This window comes from Geothrix edaphica (assembly GCF_030268045.1).
In the GTDB taxonomy this organism is placed as follows: domain Bacteria; phylum Acidobacteriota; class Holophagae; order Holophagales; family Holophagaceae; genus Geothrix; species Geothrix edaphica.
The window spans coordinates 325,103-339,074 of the sequence record NZ_BSDC01000001.1; the positions used below are offsets into that span (position 1 = coordinate 325,103).

Sequence of the window (13,972 nt, forward strand, 5' to 3'; positions counted from 1 at the left end):
CTCCTAGTAGCTGATCTGGCGGCGGTAGCTGGGGCGGTGGATGTCCGTGATCTGGACGGTGAGGCTGCACTTCATCTGGGCGAAGGTGCGGGGGAAGGCCCGCGCCAGCTCCTGGAGCAGGGCCTCGCTGATCTCGGCCTTCACCTCGTCCGTGCGGCCGCCGAGAATCTGCACGTTCAGGGTGACGAAGGCCTGGTCCGCCGAACCATCGCCGATGACGAACCGGCCGTGCTGGATGGCCCGGCTCTTGATGTCCGCCTGGGTGAAGAGCCCCGTGGCCACCAGGGCCCGGTTGATCTTCCGCAGCACCTCCGTCCAGTCCGGCTGGTCCAGGAGGTTGTCCGAGGTTTCGAGGATGCAGTGGGGCATGGCGGGTCCGGGGCTCCGAGGGCAGGTACCGGATGCTACCGCCGATGGTCCGGTCGGCGCTGGATCCGTTTCGCCCCGCCCTTGTCCCAGTAGCTGGTCTCCTCCGCGAAGCAGATGTTCTCCAGGTCCGTCACGCGCTCCTGGAGGCAGGCCTGGGCGTCGGCCACGGCCTGGTTGTAGATGGCCGGGCCGATCTCCTTGAGGCAGAAGGTGAGGAAGGTGCCCGCCCCCAGCTCGCCCAGGCTCTCGCCGTACTCCTCGGCCACGAAGCGCTGGATGGCGCCGTGCAGGCGCTTCTCGGTGTCGGGGGAGAGCTTGATGTCCATGGGCGACCTTGTGCCGGCAGGCGGCCGGGCAAGTGTACAGTGGGGGCTCTCCGGGAGGTCCCATGCCCTCGAATGCCCGCCTGGACGCCGACGGCCGCCTGCTCTTCGTGACGCGGGCGGCGCGGATGTTCTCGTACGGGTTCCTGTCCGTGGTGCTGGTGCTCTACCTGGCGGGCCTGGGCTTCAGCGAGGGGCGCATCGGCCTGCTGCTCACGCTCACGCTGGTGGGCGACACGCTCATCTCGCTCTGGATCACCCTCCACGCCGACCGCCTGGGCCGGAAGAAGATGCTGCTGGTGGGCGCGGGCCTCATGGTGCTGGCGGGAATCCCCTTCGCCCTCAGCGGCGACTTCACCGTGCTGGTGCTGGCGGCCACCTTCGGGGTCATCAGCCCCTCGGGCAACGAGGTGGGCCCCTTCCTGGCCATCGAGCAGGCCGCCCTCTCCCAGGTGCTGCCGGAGCGCCGCCGCACGGGCGTCTTCGCCTGGTACAACCTGACGGGCTCCTTCGCCACCGCCCTCGGGGCCCTGGCCGGGGGCTGGACGGCCCAGGCCCTCCAGGCCGCGGGTCACACCCCCGTGGCCAGCTACCGGGTGCTGGTCTTCGCCTACGCCGGCGTGGGGCTGCTCCTCGCCGCGCTGTTCACGCGCATGTCCCCGGCCGTGGAGGCGCCGCCCGCCGCCGCCCACGCCAGCCGCTGGGGCCTGCATGCCTCCAAGGGCGTGGTGCTGCGGCTGTCGGCGCTGTTCTCGCTGGACGCCTTCGCCGGGGGCTTCGTCATCCAGAGCATCGTGGCCTACTGGTTCCACGTGAAGTTCGGCGTGGCGCCGGGGGCCCTGGGCTCGATCTTCTTCGCGGCCAACATCCTGGCCGGGCTCTCCAGCCTCTACGCCGTGAAGCTGGCGGCGAAGATCGGGCTTATCCGCACCATGGTCTTCACCCACATCCCCTCGAATGTGCTGCTGATCCTGGTGCCGCTCATGCCGAACTTGCCCCTGGCTGTGGCCATGCTGCTGCTGCGGTTCAGCATTTCGCAGATGGACGTGCCCACCCGCCAGGCCTACACCATGGCGGTGGTGGCGCCGGACGAGCGCTCCGCCGCCGCCGGAGTCACCGGCATCGCCCGCACCACCGGGGCCGCCATCTCCCCCGTGCTGGCGGGGCCCCTGCTGGCCGTGCCCGCCCTGGCCGGCGCGCCCTTCCTCATCGCGGGCGGCCTGAAGATCCTCTACGACCTGCTGCTGTACCGGAGCTTCCGCTCGTCGGACGTCGGCAAGTCACAGGGCGGATGAACTGGACAGGGGCTGTCCATCGGATGGGGAAAGACTGGACTGTGCCCATCCCTGGAGGCCCCGTGACCGCGCTCATCCTGGACTACTTCGGCGACTGGCGGACCCGCCCGCTCGTGTGCCCCACCTGCGGCTGGACGGGCACCTTCGAGGAGGGCTGGACCGAGCTCTATGAGGCCCTGCAGGACTGCCAGTGCCCCGGCGAGCACGGCTCCGGGCCTCGCCCCATGCTGGCGGTGCTGCCCTATCCCACGCTCCAGCAATGGCAGGCCCATGCGGGCCGATTGTCGCCGGGAGAGCGGGCCTACATCGGCCAGATCGAGAACGGCCGCGACCGCTTCAACCGCCTGAAGCTGCGGATGGCCAGCCAGCTGCCCGACCTGCCGGATCCGGTGCTGGACCTGCTCTGGGACCAGGAGGCCGAGGACCTGGTGATCCGCCTGGGCGCCCGCGAGGTCTGGCGCGAGCCGGTCCGCTACGAGGCCCTGTGGCGCTACGAGCAGGTCCTGGCCCTGCTCCAGGCGAAGTACGGCCCCCGGCTGCGGGACCTGGCGCCCACGCCGGCCGCCGAGTACCACCTCTACGGCGACCAGACCGCCCATCCCGCCGCCGTCCAGCGCCTGCGGGGGCGGCTCCGCCAGGCCTGGGAGGCCGCGGGAACCCGACAGCCATGCTAGCTACCACCTGGTTTTCAATTGGATTAAACAGGTTTAATGATGATGTTACAACATAAAAAATACTAGGTATGGACAATGGAGGAGGGCTACTCTCGGGACCGCCCTCTGGAGGTGGGCTTCCATGAAGCATTCCCTCTTCTCCCCGTCCTCGGCCTTCCGGCTGGCTCTCCTTGTGGCCCCGGCCCTGCTGGCGCCGGGCTTCACGGCCCTGCGGGCCCAGGGCGGCCCCCAGCCGCCGCCGCCCCTCATGATGTTCTACCGCGAGGAGGTCAAGCCGGGCCACGGCGCGGCCCACGCGGCCACGGAAGCCGCCTGGGGCCGCATCCTCGCCAAGGGCAAGGCCACGGAGCACTACCTGGGCATGAGCTCGCTGACCGGACCCTCGGAGGCCTGGTTCATCATGGGCTACGGCTCGTATGCGGACTGGGAGGCGAAGCACAACGAGGGGGACAGCAATCCGGCCCTCAAGAAGGAGATCGACGCCATCTCCCTGAAGGACGGCGACCACCTCGCCGGCACCCGCAGCTTCCTGGGCACCCTCCGCAAGGACCTGAGCTACGGTCCGCCCCTGGAGATCGGCAAGATGCGGTACATGCGGGTGCGCACCTTCCGCGTCAAGCAGGGCATGGGCGCGGCCTTCGAGGAGGGCGTGAAGATGGCCCTCGCCGCCTACGAGAAGAGCCACTTCCCCGCCTCCTTCGCGTTCTACGAGGTGGAGGCCGGCACCTGGTCGCCCACCTTCGTGGTGCTGCGCCCCATGAAGTCCCTGGCGGACATGGATGCCATGGATACCGCCAACAAGGCCTTCCTGGACGCCCTGGGCGAGGAGGGCCGCAAGGCCATGCAGAAGACGTTCATGGATACGGTCAACGGCGTGGAGAACCAGCTCTTCGCCTTCAGCCCCAAGCTCAGCTACCCCAACTCCGACGTCATCGCCAGCGACCCGGCCTTCTGGGCCCCCAAGCCCCCGAAGGAGCCCGCGAAGTAGGGCGCGGTCCTCAGCGTTCGTCGATGTCCCGCGGCGGCTCCTGCTGCTCCGCCGCGGGCTTCGCGAACCGCTGCGCCCGCAGGTGGAAGTCGTCGGTGAAGGTGCGGCGCACGGGCGGGAGCGGGGCGGCGTCGGCCACCTGCTTCGCCTTGCGCACGCGCCACAGGCCCCAGGCGGCGGGCAGGAGCAGGAGCGCCGGGTACTCCAGCAGCACGCGCAGCAGCGTCAGGCGGAACTGCGTGGGGCGCAGGCCGTCCACGTACCAGGCGTCGAGGATCCACACCTCGTCGTCCGCGCGCAGCTCGCCGGCCTCGGCCTTGGCCAGGCGCAGCACCCGCTCCGCGTCGCCGTGCTTCACGGTGACGAAGTCGGTGATCTGGCTGTCGGCGTCCCGGTCCACGCTGCGCACCTGCACGTGGGCCGCGCCCGGCGCCTGCAGGTGGCAGAAGGGATTCAGGGCCAAGAGGAAGACCTGCACCAGCAGGATCCACAGCACTGCCCCCACCAGCGCCCAGAGCCCGATGAGGACGGACCAGCGAAAGGCGGGGCGGGAGAGGGGCGGCATGGGGCGAGTATCCTACGTTGACGGGTCCGTCTCCACCGCCACCAGGGGTTCCGGCTCTACCTCTGTGCCCTTCGGCAGGCGTTCCAGGAAGGCCTCGATGGCCTTTACCGCGGCGTCGGGGCGGGTCTGGAGGAGCCAGTGGGGGCCCTGGAGCCGCGCGATGTCCAGGTTGGGGAGATGGGCGCGGAGCCACTCGGTGGCCACCGGGGGCACCAGCCGGTCCTGGGCCCCGACGAGGGCCAGGGTGGGCACGCGGAGGCGGGCCAGCAGGGGCGTCTCGTCCACGGCCACCACCGACCGCAGGCGGCTCTTCAGCGTGCCGGCGGGCACCTGGGGGAGCAGGGCCTGCACCCGCGCCAGCAGCGGCTCCGTGGCCCAGCGGCCCAGCAGCAGGAAGCGGATCAGGAACAGCGGCAGGCGGCTGGGCAGGATGCCGAGCAGCGACGCCGCCCAGGCCAGGCCCGGCCGGGGGTTCCGCGCGAAGGTGCCGCAGAGCACCAGGCCGACCAGGTTCTCCGGCGCCTCCGCGGCCAGGGCCACGGCCACGGGGCCCGAGAAGGATTCCCCCAGCAGGAGGAAGGGCCGGTCCCGGGGCAGCAGCGTCCGGGCGTGATGGATGCAGGCCGGGTAAGACGTCAGGGCCGCCGGGTAGCGCATCACCCGCGCCTCGAAGCCGGAGTGGCCGAGGGCCGCCACGAACGGCTCGAACATCAGCCCCGTGCCGTCCATGCCGGGCAGCAGGACCAGCAGCGGGCGGTCCGCGGGGGTGCGCTGGAGGACGGGGGCCGGGGGTGGCATGGGGGGAGTATCCCAGCTTCAGAAGAAACCGTGCCCTCGGGGAATCCGGCTCTGGTCCTCCCTCGCCTCGCGCCGGCGACGGGCTGGCGCGCGGGAGATCCCGCCCTTCCCAGGTCGTCCGATCGGTCCTGGAGCCGGGGAAACCGCTCACGCCACGAGGATATCTGCCGATAGGCGATGAAAGGTTTTCACTCCCTGTCCCGACACGCTCTGCCCCATCGCCTTTCCATCACACCCTGCAACCCGTCCGAGGAGGAATCGCCCGTGCTGAGGAGTCTCTGTACCTGGATCGCCCTGCTTGGACTTGGAGGAGCCGCGCTGGCGGCCCATGGGTCGCCCGACACGGACCGGGCGCCGGTCCACCGGAACGCCGCCGCCCAGGATTCGAAGCAGCTGCCCTTCAGCCTGCCCAAGGCCTTCGAGCGGGAGCGCGGCGTGTCCTGGGACGGGCGGATCGGCTGGAAGACCCCGGAGCGGGCCTGGCTGTTCGCCGCGGCCCTGGAAAGCTCGCTGGAGGGCCTCCTCCGCCCCGACAGCCCGTACCGTCTGAGCGTCACGGTGATGCGGGCCGAGCCGGGCGCGCGGACCTTCGTCGTCGAGTTCGCCATCCAGGACGCCTCGGGGGAAAGCCTGGAGCTGCTCCAGGAGGAAGGTAGCGGCCCCCGCGAGGGGTCGGCCGATGACGTCTACCCCGCCGTGGCGGGACAGATCGTCACCACCTTCAAGAAGAGCGTGCTCCAGTAGGTCCCGCCGCCGTCAGGACTTCCCGGCGGTGTAGCCGCCGTCCACCATCAGCAGGGCGCCGGTGATGAAGCTGGCTTCGCTGCTCAGCAGGAAGGCCACGGCGTTGGCGACTTCGTCCGCACGGCCCAGGCGGCCGAGGGGATGCAGGTCGATGAGGGCCTGGCGGGCCTCGGCATCCAGGGCCGCCAGCAGGGGCGTGTCGATGTAGCCGGGGCCGACGGCGTTGACGCGCACGCCCTTGCTCGCAGCTTCGAGCGCCAGCGTGCGCGTGAGGTTCACCACGCCGCCCTTGGCCGTGGAGTAGGCCGCCGTCAGGGTCTGGCCGAACACGCCCAGGATGGAGGCGCAGTTGACGATGCTGCCGCTGCCCTGCAGGTACATCTGGCGCAGGGCCGCCCGGGCCACGCGGAACACGCCGGTCAGGTTGATGTCGAGCACCCGCAGGAAGGCTTCGTCGGAATACTGGTCGGCGGGACACAGGCCGCCGATGCCCGCGTTGTTGAAGACGCCATCCAGGCGGCCCAGCTGCGCGACCGTATCGGCGATCAGCCGGTCCACCTGGTTGGTGGACGTGACATCCACTGGCAGGAAGAGGCAGCGGCCGGGGTGGCGCGCGTCCAGCTCCTTGGCGCGCTGGGCGCCCTTGGAGTCGGACAGATCCGCCAGGACGACGTGCGCATCCTCCTGCAGGCAGCGCTCCACCGTGGCCAGCCCGATGCCGCTGGCGCCGCCGGTGATGAGAATGGTCTTGCCCTTCAGGCGCATGGCAACCTCCTCGGTGGCGCGGCAGGGCAACGTCCCGGGAAGGCCTTTCCCGGCGGAAAACGTCTGGGGATGGCGGAAAAGCTGGTTTCCCGCCCTCGGCCTGCCGCGGCCCCATTCTTCGCTTCGGCGGGCGTCATGGCCACTGTTTTTTCCAGCAAAGCCCTATCGGACACGAGGATCCAGGCGCCGATGGCGCGCCACCTCGTGGTGTTTGGGTCGCGGACGCAGCCGGCCCTACATGTCCACGAGCATCGGGTGGGCCAGGCGCTCGAAGTCCTTGTAGGCCATGCGGATCAGCTCGGTGTGGGTGCCGGCGTTGAAGGCGATCTCCGGGTCGGCCGCCAGGTGCGGCTCCACGTAGACCGGCATGCCGTACAGGTTGCCGAAGGGCGGCATGGCGCCGGGCTCGCAGCCGGGGAAGTCGCCGCTGAACTCGCGCTCGTCGGCCAGCTCGGCGGTCACGGATCCGGTGGCCTGGCGCAGGCGCTCCAGGTCCACCTTCCGGTCGGCGGGCACCACGGCCATGGCCAGGTGGCCGTCGAGGTTCACCACCACGGTCTTGGCCATCTCCTTCCCGCGGATGTGCGCGGCCCCCGCCACCGAAGTGGCCGTGAAGGCCAGCGCGTGGGGGATGACCTGGTGGGCCACCCCGTTCTTGTTGAGGAATTCCTCGAGCCTGGTCATGGGCATGGCAGCCTCCTTGGACCGAACGCGGAGCAAGGATGGGTCCCGGGGGAAAGGTTGGCCACGGATGGACACGGATTCACACGGATTCTTTAACCAGCGTGGCGCGCGGTGGTCGGGCTGAAAAGCATCCATAAGCGGAGGGAAGCGGAGCGGCAGAGGAGAGCGGAGAAAAGAAGGTAACGAATTCTTCTTTCTCCGCTTTCCTCAGCTCCTCCGTTGTCCTCCGCTTCATCTGATCTTTTGTCCCTGGGCCCCGCTGTGGGCCGGGGAGCAAGGCGTGGCTACAGATCGTCTGGTGCGCCACCAGTCCGCAGTTGGCCGGTGTGGGCGGCGTCACCTGCCAACTGCTTTTCGCCACCGATTTCGGTGATTTCAGTGATTTGCTGCGACGAGGCAGCCTGGGTGGAGCCGGGGGCGCCGCCGCCGGGCCTTATGGGAGCGCAGCCACGGCGCCCCCGGCTCCCTTCCGGCCAGGCCGGAAGCCGCCTCCGGCGGGCCCATGCGGGAAACCCTCGACACGCCTTCCCCGTTTATCTCCGTGCATCACCGGCTGAATCTTTTTTAATCCGTGTCCATCCGTGTGAATCCGTGGCCCATTCAGCTTTTCGTCTTGGATGCAGCGGCGAGCTGTTCTTCGGTGAGGCCGAAGAGGGAGGCGACGGGGCGGCCGCGGAGGCTGGCCATGAGGTAGAGCTGGCCGCGGTGGTGGGCCTCGTGCTCGGCCATGGCCCTCAGCCATTTCCATGTGGCCATAGAAGCCCCGGCGGGGTTCACGCAGGGGGCCAGCAGGTCCGCGTCCGTGAGCGTGCCGAAGAGGGCCAGGGATTCCGCGTGGCAGCGGTCCAGGTAGGCGCGCACCCCGTCCAGGCCCGCGGCCAGCCCCCCTGAGAGTTCAACCCCGTGGCCCGGGTAGGCGCTGGGGCGGCCCCGCACGTTCTCCGCGTACATGAAGCGCTCCAGCCCAGCCAGGTGGCGGAACAGGTCGCCGAAGGTGAAGGCCCCCGGCACCGGCGCCCACTCCAGGTCCTCGGGCGCCAGCGCCTCCAGCACCCGCACCGTGCGGGACCGGGCGTTGCGCCAGTAGGCGAGGAAGGAAGGAGTGTCCTGGAGCATGGATGTATTATCCCGGGGCGCCTGAAATCGTAGATGAAGCTCGATCAATCATAATTAAAGCATTGTGGCCAAAATATCATTGAGAGTTGCCAGATAAACAATAATGATTATGATTACACGAAATCAATTGATTTACCGTATCAATGCAGTAAGTGCTTAATGCACTAAAATCCATATTTCAATTTTCTAAGATGAAATGCCTCTTGGCCTCCATCAAGTATTTCTAATATGGCATTTCTAATTTTAGGTTGTTCTATTGCTCCTTTTGATGAAACCCAACCTTGCTCTGCATTGGCTTCAAAATAAAGCACTTGATCTGCGTCGCCATTCACGACAATATTCGCATTGTGGGTGGCAAAGATTATTTGTCTTCTATCCTTCCGCATGCGGAGTGCGGGGAGAACTTTGTCCCATAGGAATCTATTATTTAAATCATCTTCAGGCTGATCAATTACTAATGGTCGATTGTCATCGCTATCAAGTAAAAGAGTCAGAAGAACACTTGTACGTTCTCCTCCCGAGAGTTTTTCCAGCCCACGCCATTCTCCATTTTCTAGCTCCTTTTCGATCAGGACTAGATCAGGGCACCAAATGGATCGAAGTCGCCATAAAAACTCTCCCTGAAGTTTCTCCCAAAGTGTGCTCTTAGTTGTATCTCCTAGCTCTAAACCTGAATAATTGCTTGAATTTCTTGCAAATTTACAAAGTAAATCATGCATATTCTCGATTGGTTTGGTGCGCCGTTCGTTCCACCAGCGTGTAATTCCAACCTGCGCAAATGAAGTTAGAAATTCTCCTAATTCGTCCTGATTTCCTTGGGGTATAAATCGAATCCGGATATCCCTATACCTAGATTGTACCGTTTTGCCAACTTCTGTTAATGATTCTCGATATTTTTCTCGAAGCTCTAACCGCGAGTTCTCTGTTTGGGTTAGTATATTATCTAATTCTTCAAGTTCTTTTTTGGTTCGTTCATATGATGATTTCAAATTTTCGTAATCCCTGGCAGACCGAGAGAGGGCGTCAAATTGGTCAAGATCTTCGGGCCGACCACCTTGTTGAACAAGCATTACAGCCAGTTGGTGCTTTAGTTCCCGCTCATGTGTTTCACCGACATCAACCGCTCGTTGTATACGATCATGAATTAATTTCTTGGTTTCTTGAATGTCATGGACGCTCGCTCCAAATTTATTAAAATCTTCGATTAGAGAACCATTATCGTCCGTCAGTAATTTAACCAATGTTGGTTCACTTATTTCTGGCATAACGAGATTTCTAACAGACTCGCTGAGGCCATAAATATTGGATTCCATACCCACAATGAATGATTGAAGATTCCTAAGACGTGAAGTATCACGTTGAATATTATGAAGATCGGCAATCCCAAGATCCTCGAATCGAACAAGAGCTAATTTGGCATTATTTGAAATGTTGAATGCCGACTCTTCCTCGGTAAGTCTTGAAAAAATACCAGTGCGTTTTTCAGAAAGTTCTTTCAGTTGATGGTTTTTTCCCCTTATTTCAGATAAGAGAGTGTCAAGTTTGGGCTTTTGATCAGGATCCAAACCATGGATGACTTCAGCACGACCGAAGTCATCACCTGCAAGTGTCTTCAATTCACCCTGTGTAAAGAACCAAGCAGGCCAGTTTTCTTTGGTGGGTCGCGATGCGGATTCATATGTGTCAGGCGGAACCGAAACTGAAATACTCCCTTCCATCCCGGCAAATCTATGCTGCCCACGCTCCAACACCTCACTGGATAACCGTCTGTCGGAAGGCATAGGTAATTGACAATTTGACCTCAAGCCATCTAAGAAGGTGGATTTTCCAGTCATACTTCCACCAATGATACAATTGAAATATGGACTAAAGTGGAAGGTTTCTCCTCCGGTTTTAGAAAAAAATGAAGTACTTGATTTGATTTCTACCCATCTCATCCATGGATGGGTCGGTACACCTGGATCGGGTAGGGATGGAAGTAAGCCGTAGCTGCCATCTTCCCGATCCCCAAATGCCAACCGTATTCGTGAGTCATTAGCTAGGAACGCTTGTTTCAAGGCGGCGACGGTTGGCTCAGCCAGCTTGATTAAACTCCATCGATTTCCAATGTCCTCGACGCTATATGCATCGCTTCCATGAAAAAAACCATGGCGAAGTTTCTGAGCCGCTGGGAGTAGCCATTGGCGAGTAGATAGGGTCGTCTCCAGGCTTTTATCATCGCCTAGTTCAATTCCGTGGAGGCAGTGTTTGGCCGACTGTTGTAGAACTTGGCTTTTTTGCTCTTGAAAAAAACCGTGATTCGAAAATGCATGAGGGGCTAGAACAATAAAATCCCAACCACCTTCAGCTTGTTTTAAGTTTTGGAGTCCATCATAGGTTTCATCAAATTTTTTGGGAGACATCTTAAGGCTGTTGCCTTCATGATATGGGGCAATCCCGCCCATTGAAGCATTATATGCTCGTGTGTATCTTTCTCTCCCGATCTCCGGATCGAACAGGAATAAAAAATGAACTCCAGCGGCTCCATCGCTTAAATTGGGTTCAAACCCAGGAAAGACTGCGAATATTTTTTCGCGAAATGGTATCTCATCATCATCGATACCCGAGTTCCATTCCTCGACAATCTCCCAAACTAAGGATAATTGAGGAGTTGCAAATGGATTATGAGGAGTCAAGCCAAGTACATGGATTCCCTTCTTGATAGATTTTTGCAGAAAGACACGTGCGTAGATTTTGGGGTCGAACCGCGCATCTATTGGACTGATTCCGACTTCCGAGGGTACCTTGGTCCGACCTCCTAGGTGGTCATCGAGCGTATGTAGGTGAAGGTCTGATCGATACCACCTTACCCCGGGAATAAGCCCGCCCCAACTTGGAGCTAGCTGCCGAATAAAGGGGCTCACAAATCCTCCCTAATCAGAAATCTAATCTAGGGATATAGCACGGGCCTGATTGCCAGGCTGAATTTATCTGAAAAAAGGACGATGAAAAATACAATTTGTGACTTGCAATTAGAATGGGCGACTGGAGATCAAATTGGAAAACTACTCAGTACTGAAGTAAAGACATTACGAATGCTCTACCCCATCGGCTCCTCATGCCCGCACTTGGGGCAGATGAGTACCTGGATGGGGTCCTTGCCCCGGGGCTTGCGGGTCTTCTCGCCCATGCTGGGGTTCTTGCAAGCGGGGCAGGTGACGGGGACGGGCTTGTCCCAGGCGGTGAAGTCGCACTTGGGGTAGTTGGTGCAGCCGTAGAAGACCTTGCCGAAGCGGGTCTTGCGGGGGCTGAGGCCGCCGCCGCACTTGGGGCAGGGCACGGCCAGGATCTCCTTCTTCACCGTCTTGCAGGTCGGGTAGTCGATGCAGCAGATGAATTCGCCGTAGCGGCCGTGGCGCTTCACGAAGTCCTTGCCGCAGTTGGGGCACTTCTCCCCGATGGGCTCGTCCGGCGGCACGGGGATGCCCTTGGGATCGGCCTTCACGATGCCCTTGCACTTGGGGTAGTTGGGGCAGGCCCAGAAGGGGCCCCACTGGCCCTTGCGCAGGTTCATGGGCGTGGTGCCGCAGAGCGGGCACTCCGGCGCGTCCTCGGGCTCCTCCATCTTCTCCAGGTCCGCCGTGTAGTCGCACTTGTCCTTCTCGGCCTCGGCGCTGTAGTTGGTGCAGCCCACGAAGAGCCCGTTGCGGCCGATGCGCTTGAGCAGCACGCCCGGGTGCTTCTTCCGGTCGCCGCACTTGGGGCACTTCTCGCCCGTGGGCACGCCGGCCTTCAGGTTCTGCATGTCCTGCCCGGCAGCGGCCAGGGCCTGCTCGAAGGGGCCGTAGAAGTCGGTCATGGCCTTCTTGAAGGTGAGCTTGCCGTCCTCGATGAGGTCGAGGTTGCCCTCCATGCCCGAGGTGTACTTGCTGTCCAGCAGGCGCGGGAAGCCCTGGATGAGCAGCTCGGTGACCACCATGCCCAGCTCCGTGGGCTTGAAGCGGCCCTCGTGCTTCTTCACGTAGTCCCGGTCCTGGATGGTGCTGATGATGCTGGCGTAGGTGGAGGGGCGGCCGATGCCGTCCTCCTCCAGTTCCTTCACCAGGGTGGCTTCGTTGAAGCGGGCGGGGGGCTTGGTGAACTGCTGGTCGGCGTCGAGCTGCTCCAGCTTCAGGGCCTCGCCCAGCTTGAGGGCCGGTAGCAGGGCCTCGTCCTCGTCCTCCTCGTCGCCCTTGGTGGCGTCGGCGATGGACTCGGCCTCGGTCTCCGTCTTCTCGGCGCGGTAGACCGCCAGCCAGCCGGGGAAGCGCTCGATCTCGCCCTTGGCCTCGAAGAGCGCCGTCTCCTTGCCGACTTCCGCTTCCGTCTGCACCACCGTCTCGTCGAAGCGCGCGGCCTCCATCTGCGAGGCCATGGTGCGCCGCCAGATGAGGGCGTAGAGGCGGAACTGATCCGGTTCGAGGTGCCCGCGCAGGGACTCGGGCGTGCGGGTGATGTCCGTGGGGCGGATGGCCTCGTGGGCGTCCTGGGCGCCGGCCTTGCCGGTGTAGACCCGGGCCTTGGCGGGCAGGTACTCCTTGCCGTACTTCTTCGCGATGAACTCGCGGGTGGCGTCGATGGCCTCGGGGGCCATGCGGGGCGAATCCGTGCGCATGTAGGTGATGAGGCCCACGGGGCCCTCGCCGAAGTCCACGCCCTCGTACAGCCGCTGGGCGTTCTGCATGGTGCGGCTCACGCTCATCTTCAGCTTCTGGGCCGATTCCTGCTGCAGCTTGGCGGTGGTGAAGGGGGCGGCGGGGTTCCGCTTCTTCTCCTTGGTCTCCAGGCTGGTGACCGTGTAGGTGGCCTTCTCCAGCTTGGCCTTCAGGTCCTTGGCCTGGACGGCGTCCGCCACGCGACGCTTGGTCTCCTTGTTGCCCAGCTGCAGGGCCTCGCCGCCCACCTTCACCAGCTTCATCCAGAAGCTGGGGGGCAGCTTGGCGGCGAACCGGCCCTTCAGCACCCAGTACTCGACGGGGTTGAAGGCCAGGATCTCCTTCTCGCGGTCCACGATGATGCGCACGGCCACGCTCTGGACGCGGCCGGCCGAGAGGCCCCGGCGCACCTTGTCCCAGAGCACCTGGCTCACCTTGTAGCCCACCAGGCGGTCCAGCACGCGGCGGGCCCGCTGGGCGTCCACCAGCTTCTTATTAATGACCGTGGGCGCGGCCATGGCCTTCTGGATGCCCGCCGGGGTGATCTCGTTAAACAGGACCCGGCTCACCGGCAGGCTCTTGGGCGGCTTGATGGCCTCCAGCAGGTGCCAGCTGATGGCCTCCCCCTCGCGGTCGGGGTCGGTGGCGAGCACGAGCTCGGAGGCGGACTTGGCGGCGGTGCGCAGCTCCCGGACCACCTTCTCCTTGGCCGGGCTGATCTCGTATTCCTCCTGGAACCCGTTCTCGATGTCCACGCCCAGCTTGCGGGGCAGATCCCGGATGTGGCCCACGGAGGCCATGACCTTGTACCCCTTGCCCAGGTACTTGGTGATGGTCTTGGCCTTGGAGGGGCTTTCGACGATCACGAGCTTCGAGCCCTTCACGGTGGGCTCGGCGGGGCTTGGTGCACCGGCATCGTCTTGCTTCAGCTTCCTGGCCACGGCGGAACTCCTAGGGGCCTAAGGATGGAACCTAAGG

At 63.4% G+C, this 13,972-nt stretch carries 13 protein-coding genes; 4 read left to right on the forward strand and 9 right to left on the reverse strand.

Annotated features, from left to right (window positions below):
• Positions 1–3: 3 nt before the first annotated feature.
• Together QSJ30_RS01500 and QSJ30_RS01505 are read right to left on the reverse strand one after the other, a co-directional pair.
• Positions 4–369 (reverse strand): 5-carboxymethyl-2-hydroxymuconate Delta-isomerase, encoded by a 366-nt coding sequence (locus QSJ30_RS01500; RefSeq protein ID WP_285606014.1) that lies wholly within the window; start codon positions 367–369, stop codon positions 4–6.
• 35 nt (positions 370–404) lie between these two features.
• Complete coding sequence (locus QSJ30_RS01505; protein WP_285606015.1) at positions 405–695, reverse strand: DUF2164 domain-containing protein; 291 nt, start codon at positions 693–695, stop codon at positions 405–407.
• A gap of 62 nt (positions 696–757) precedes the next feature.
• Between QSJ30_RS01505 and QSJ30_RS01510 the strand changes: the two genes are divergently transcribed.
• From QSJ30_RS01510 to QSJ30_RS01520, 3 genes are all read left to right on the forward strand, one after another.
• Positions 758–1,987 (forward strand): MFS transporter, encoded by a 1,230-nt coding sequence (locus QSJ30_RS01510; protein ID WP_285606016.1) that lies wholly within the window; start codon positions 758–760, stop codon positions 1,985–1,987.
• A gap of 62 nt (positions 1,988–2,049) precedes the next feature.
• On the forward strand, positions 2,050–2,661 hold the full coding sequence (locus tag QSJ30_RS01515; RefSeq protein WP_285606017.1) for a hypothetical protein: 612 nt from the start codon (positions 2,050–2,052) through the stop codon (positions 2,659–2,661).
• Between the two features lie 121 nt (positions 2,662–2,782).
• Positions 2,783–3,649 (forward strand): hypothetical protein, encoded by an 867-nt coding sequence (locus tag QSJ30_RS01520; RefSeq protein WP_285606018.1) that lies wholly within the window; start codon positions 2,783–2,785, stop codon positions 3,647–3,649.
• 10 nt (positions 3,650–3,659) lie between these two features.
• On the opposite strand, the gene QSJ30_RS01525 is transcribed toward QSJ30_RS01520, so the two are convergent.
• On the reverse strand, positions 3,660–4,214 hold the full coding sequence (locus tag QSJ30_RS01525; protein WP_285606019.1) for a hypothetical protein: 555 nt from the start codon (positions 4,212–4,214) through the stop codon (positions 3,660–3,662).
• A 12-nt stretch (positions 4,215–4,226) separates the two neighbouring features.
• A complete protein-coding gene (locus QSJ30_RS01530; protein WP_285606020.1) occupies positions 4,227–5,012 on the reverse strand; it encodes an alpha/beta fold hydrolase in 786 nt (261 codons plus the stop codon).
• 264 nt (positions 5,013–5,276) lie between these two features.
• Between QSJ30_RS01530 and QSJ30_RS01535 the strand changes: the two genes are divergently transcribed.
• The gene (locus QSJ30_RS01535) at positions 5,277–5,756 is read left to right on the forward strand and encodes a hypothetical protein (RefSeq protein ID WP_285606021.1); all 480 of its coding nucleotides are present in this window, start codon (positions 5,277–5,279) and stop codon (positions 5,754–5,756) included.
• A gap of 12 nt (positions 5,757–5,768) precedes the next feature.
• On the opposite strand, the gene QSJ30_RS01540 is transcribed toward QSJ30_RS01535, so the two are convergent.
• From QSJ30_RS01540 to topA, 5 genes are all read right to left on the reverse strand, one after another.
• Positions 5,769–6,521, reverse strand: a complete 753-nt coding sequence (locus tag QSJ30_RS01540; protein ID WP_285606022.1) for an SDR family NAD(P)-dependent oxidoreductase — start codon at positions 6,519–6,521, stop codon at positions 5,769–5,771.
• A 234-nt stretch (positions 6,522–6,755) separates the two neighbouring features.
• Positions 6,756–7,211, reverse strand: a complete 456-nt coding sequence (locus QSJ30_RS01545; RefSeq protein ID WP_285606023.1) for an aminoacyl-tRNA deacylase — start codon at positions 7,209–7,211, stop codon at positions 6,756–6,758.
• A gap of 594 nt (positions 7,212–7,805) precedes the next feature.
• Entirely contained in the window at positions 7,806–8,321 is a 516-nt protein-coding gene (locus QSJ30_RS01550; RefSeq protein ID WP_285606024.1) for a DinB family protein, read from the reverse strand.
• A gap of 164 nt (positions 8,322–8,485) precedes the next feature.
• Positions 8,486–11,224: a TrlF family AAA-like ATPase gene (locus QSJ30_RS01555; protein ID WP_285606025.1), complete on the reverse strand. Its 2,739-nt coding sequence runs from the start codon at positions 11,222–11,224 to the stop codon at positions 8,486–8,488.
• A 176-nt stretch (positions 11,225–11,400) separates the two neighbouring features.
• Positions 11,401–13,935 (reverse strand): type I DNA topoisomerase, encoded by a 2,535-nt coding sequence (gene topA / locus QSJ30_RS01560; RefSeq protein ID WP_285606026.1) that lies wholly within the window; start codon positions 13,933–13,935, stop codon positions 11,401–11,403.
• Positions 13,936–13,972 lie beyond the last annotated feature (37 nt).

Excerpts from the sequence above, each read along its gene's own strand:
- QSJ30_RS01500 (WP_285606014.1), bottom strand. The coding sequence starts at position 369 with ATGCCCCACTGCATCCTCGAAACCTCGGACAACCTCCTGGACCAGCCG.
- QSJ30_RS01505 (WP_285606015.1), bottom strand. The coding sequence starts at position 695 with ATGGACATCAAGCTCTCCCCCGACACCGAGAAGCGCCTGCACGGCGCC.
- QSJ30_RS01510 (WP_285606016.1), top strand. The coding sequence starts at position 758 with ATGCCCTCGAATGCCCGCCTGGACGCCGACGGCCGCCTGCTCTTCGTG.
- QSJ30_RS01520 (WP_285606018.1), top strand. The coding sequence starts at position 2,783 with ATGAAGCATTCCCTCTTCTCCCCGTCCTCGGCCTTCCGGCTGGCTCTC.
- QSJ30_RS01525 (WP_285606019.1), bottom strand. The coding sequence starts at position 4,214 with ATGCCGCCCCTCTCCCGCCCCGCCTTTCGCTGGTCCGTCCTCATCGGG.
- QSJ30_RS01530 (WP_285606020.1), bottom strand. The coding sequence starts at position 5,012 with ATGCCACCCCCGGCCCCCGTCCTCCAGCGCACCCCCGCGGACCGCCCG.
- QSJ30_RS01540 (WP_285606022.1), bottom strand. The coding sequence starts at position 6,521 with ATGCGCCTGAAGGGCAAGACCATTCTCATCACCGGCGGCGCCAGCGGC.
- QSJ30_RS01545 (WP_285606023.1), bottom strand. The coding sequence starts at position 7,211 with ATGCCCATGACCAGGCTCGAGGAATTCCTCAACAAGAACGGGGTGGCC.
- QSJ30_RS01550 (WP_285606024.1), bottom strand. The coding sequence starts at position 8,321 with ATGCTCCAGGACACTCCTTCCTTCCTCGCCTACTGGCGCAACGCCCGG.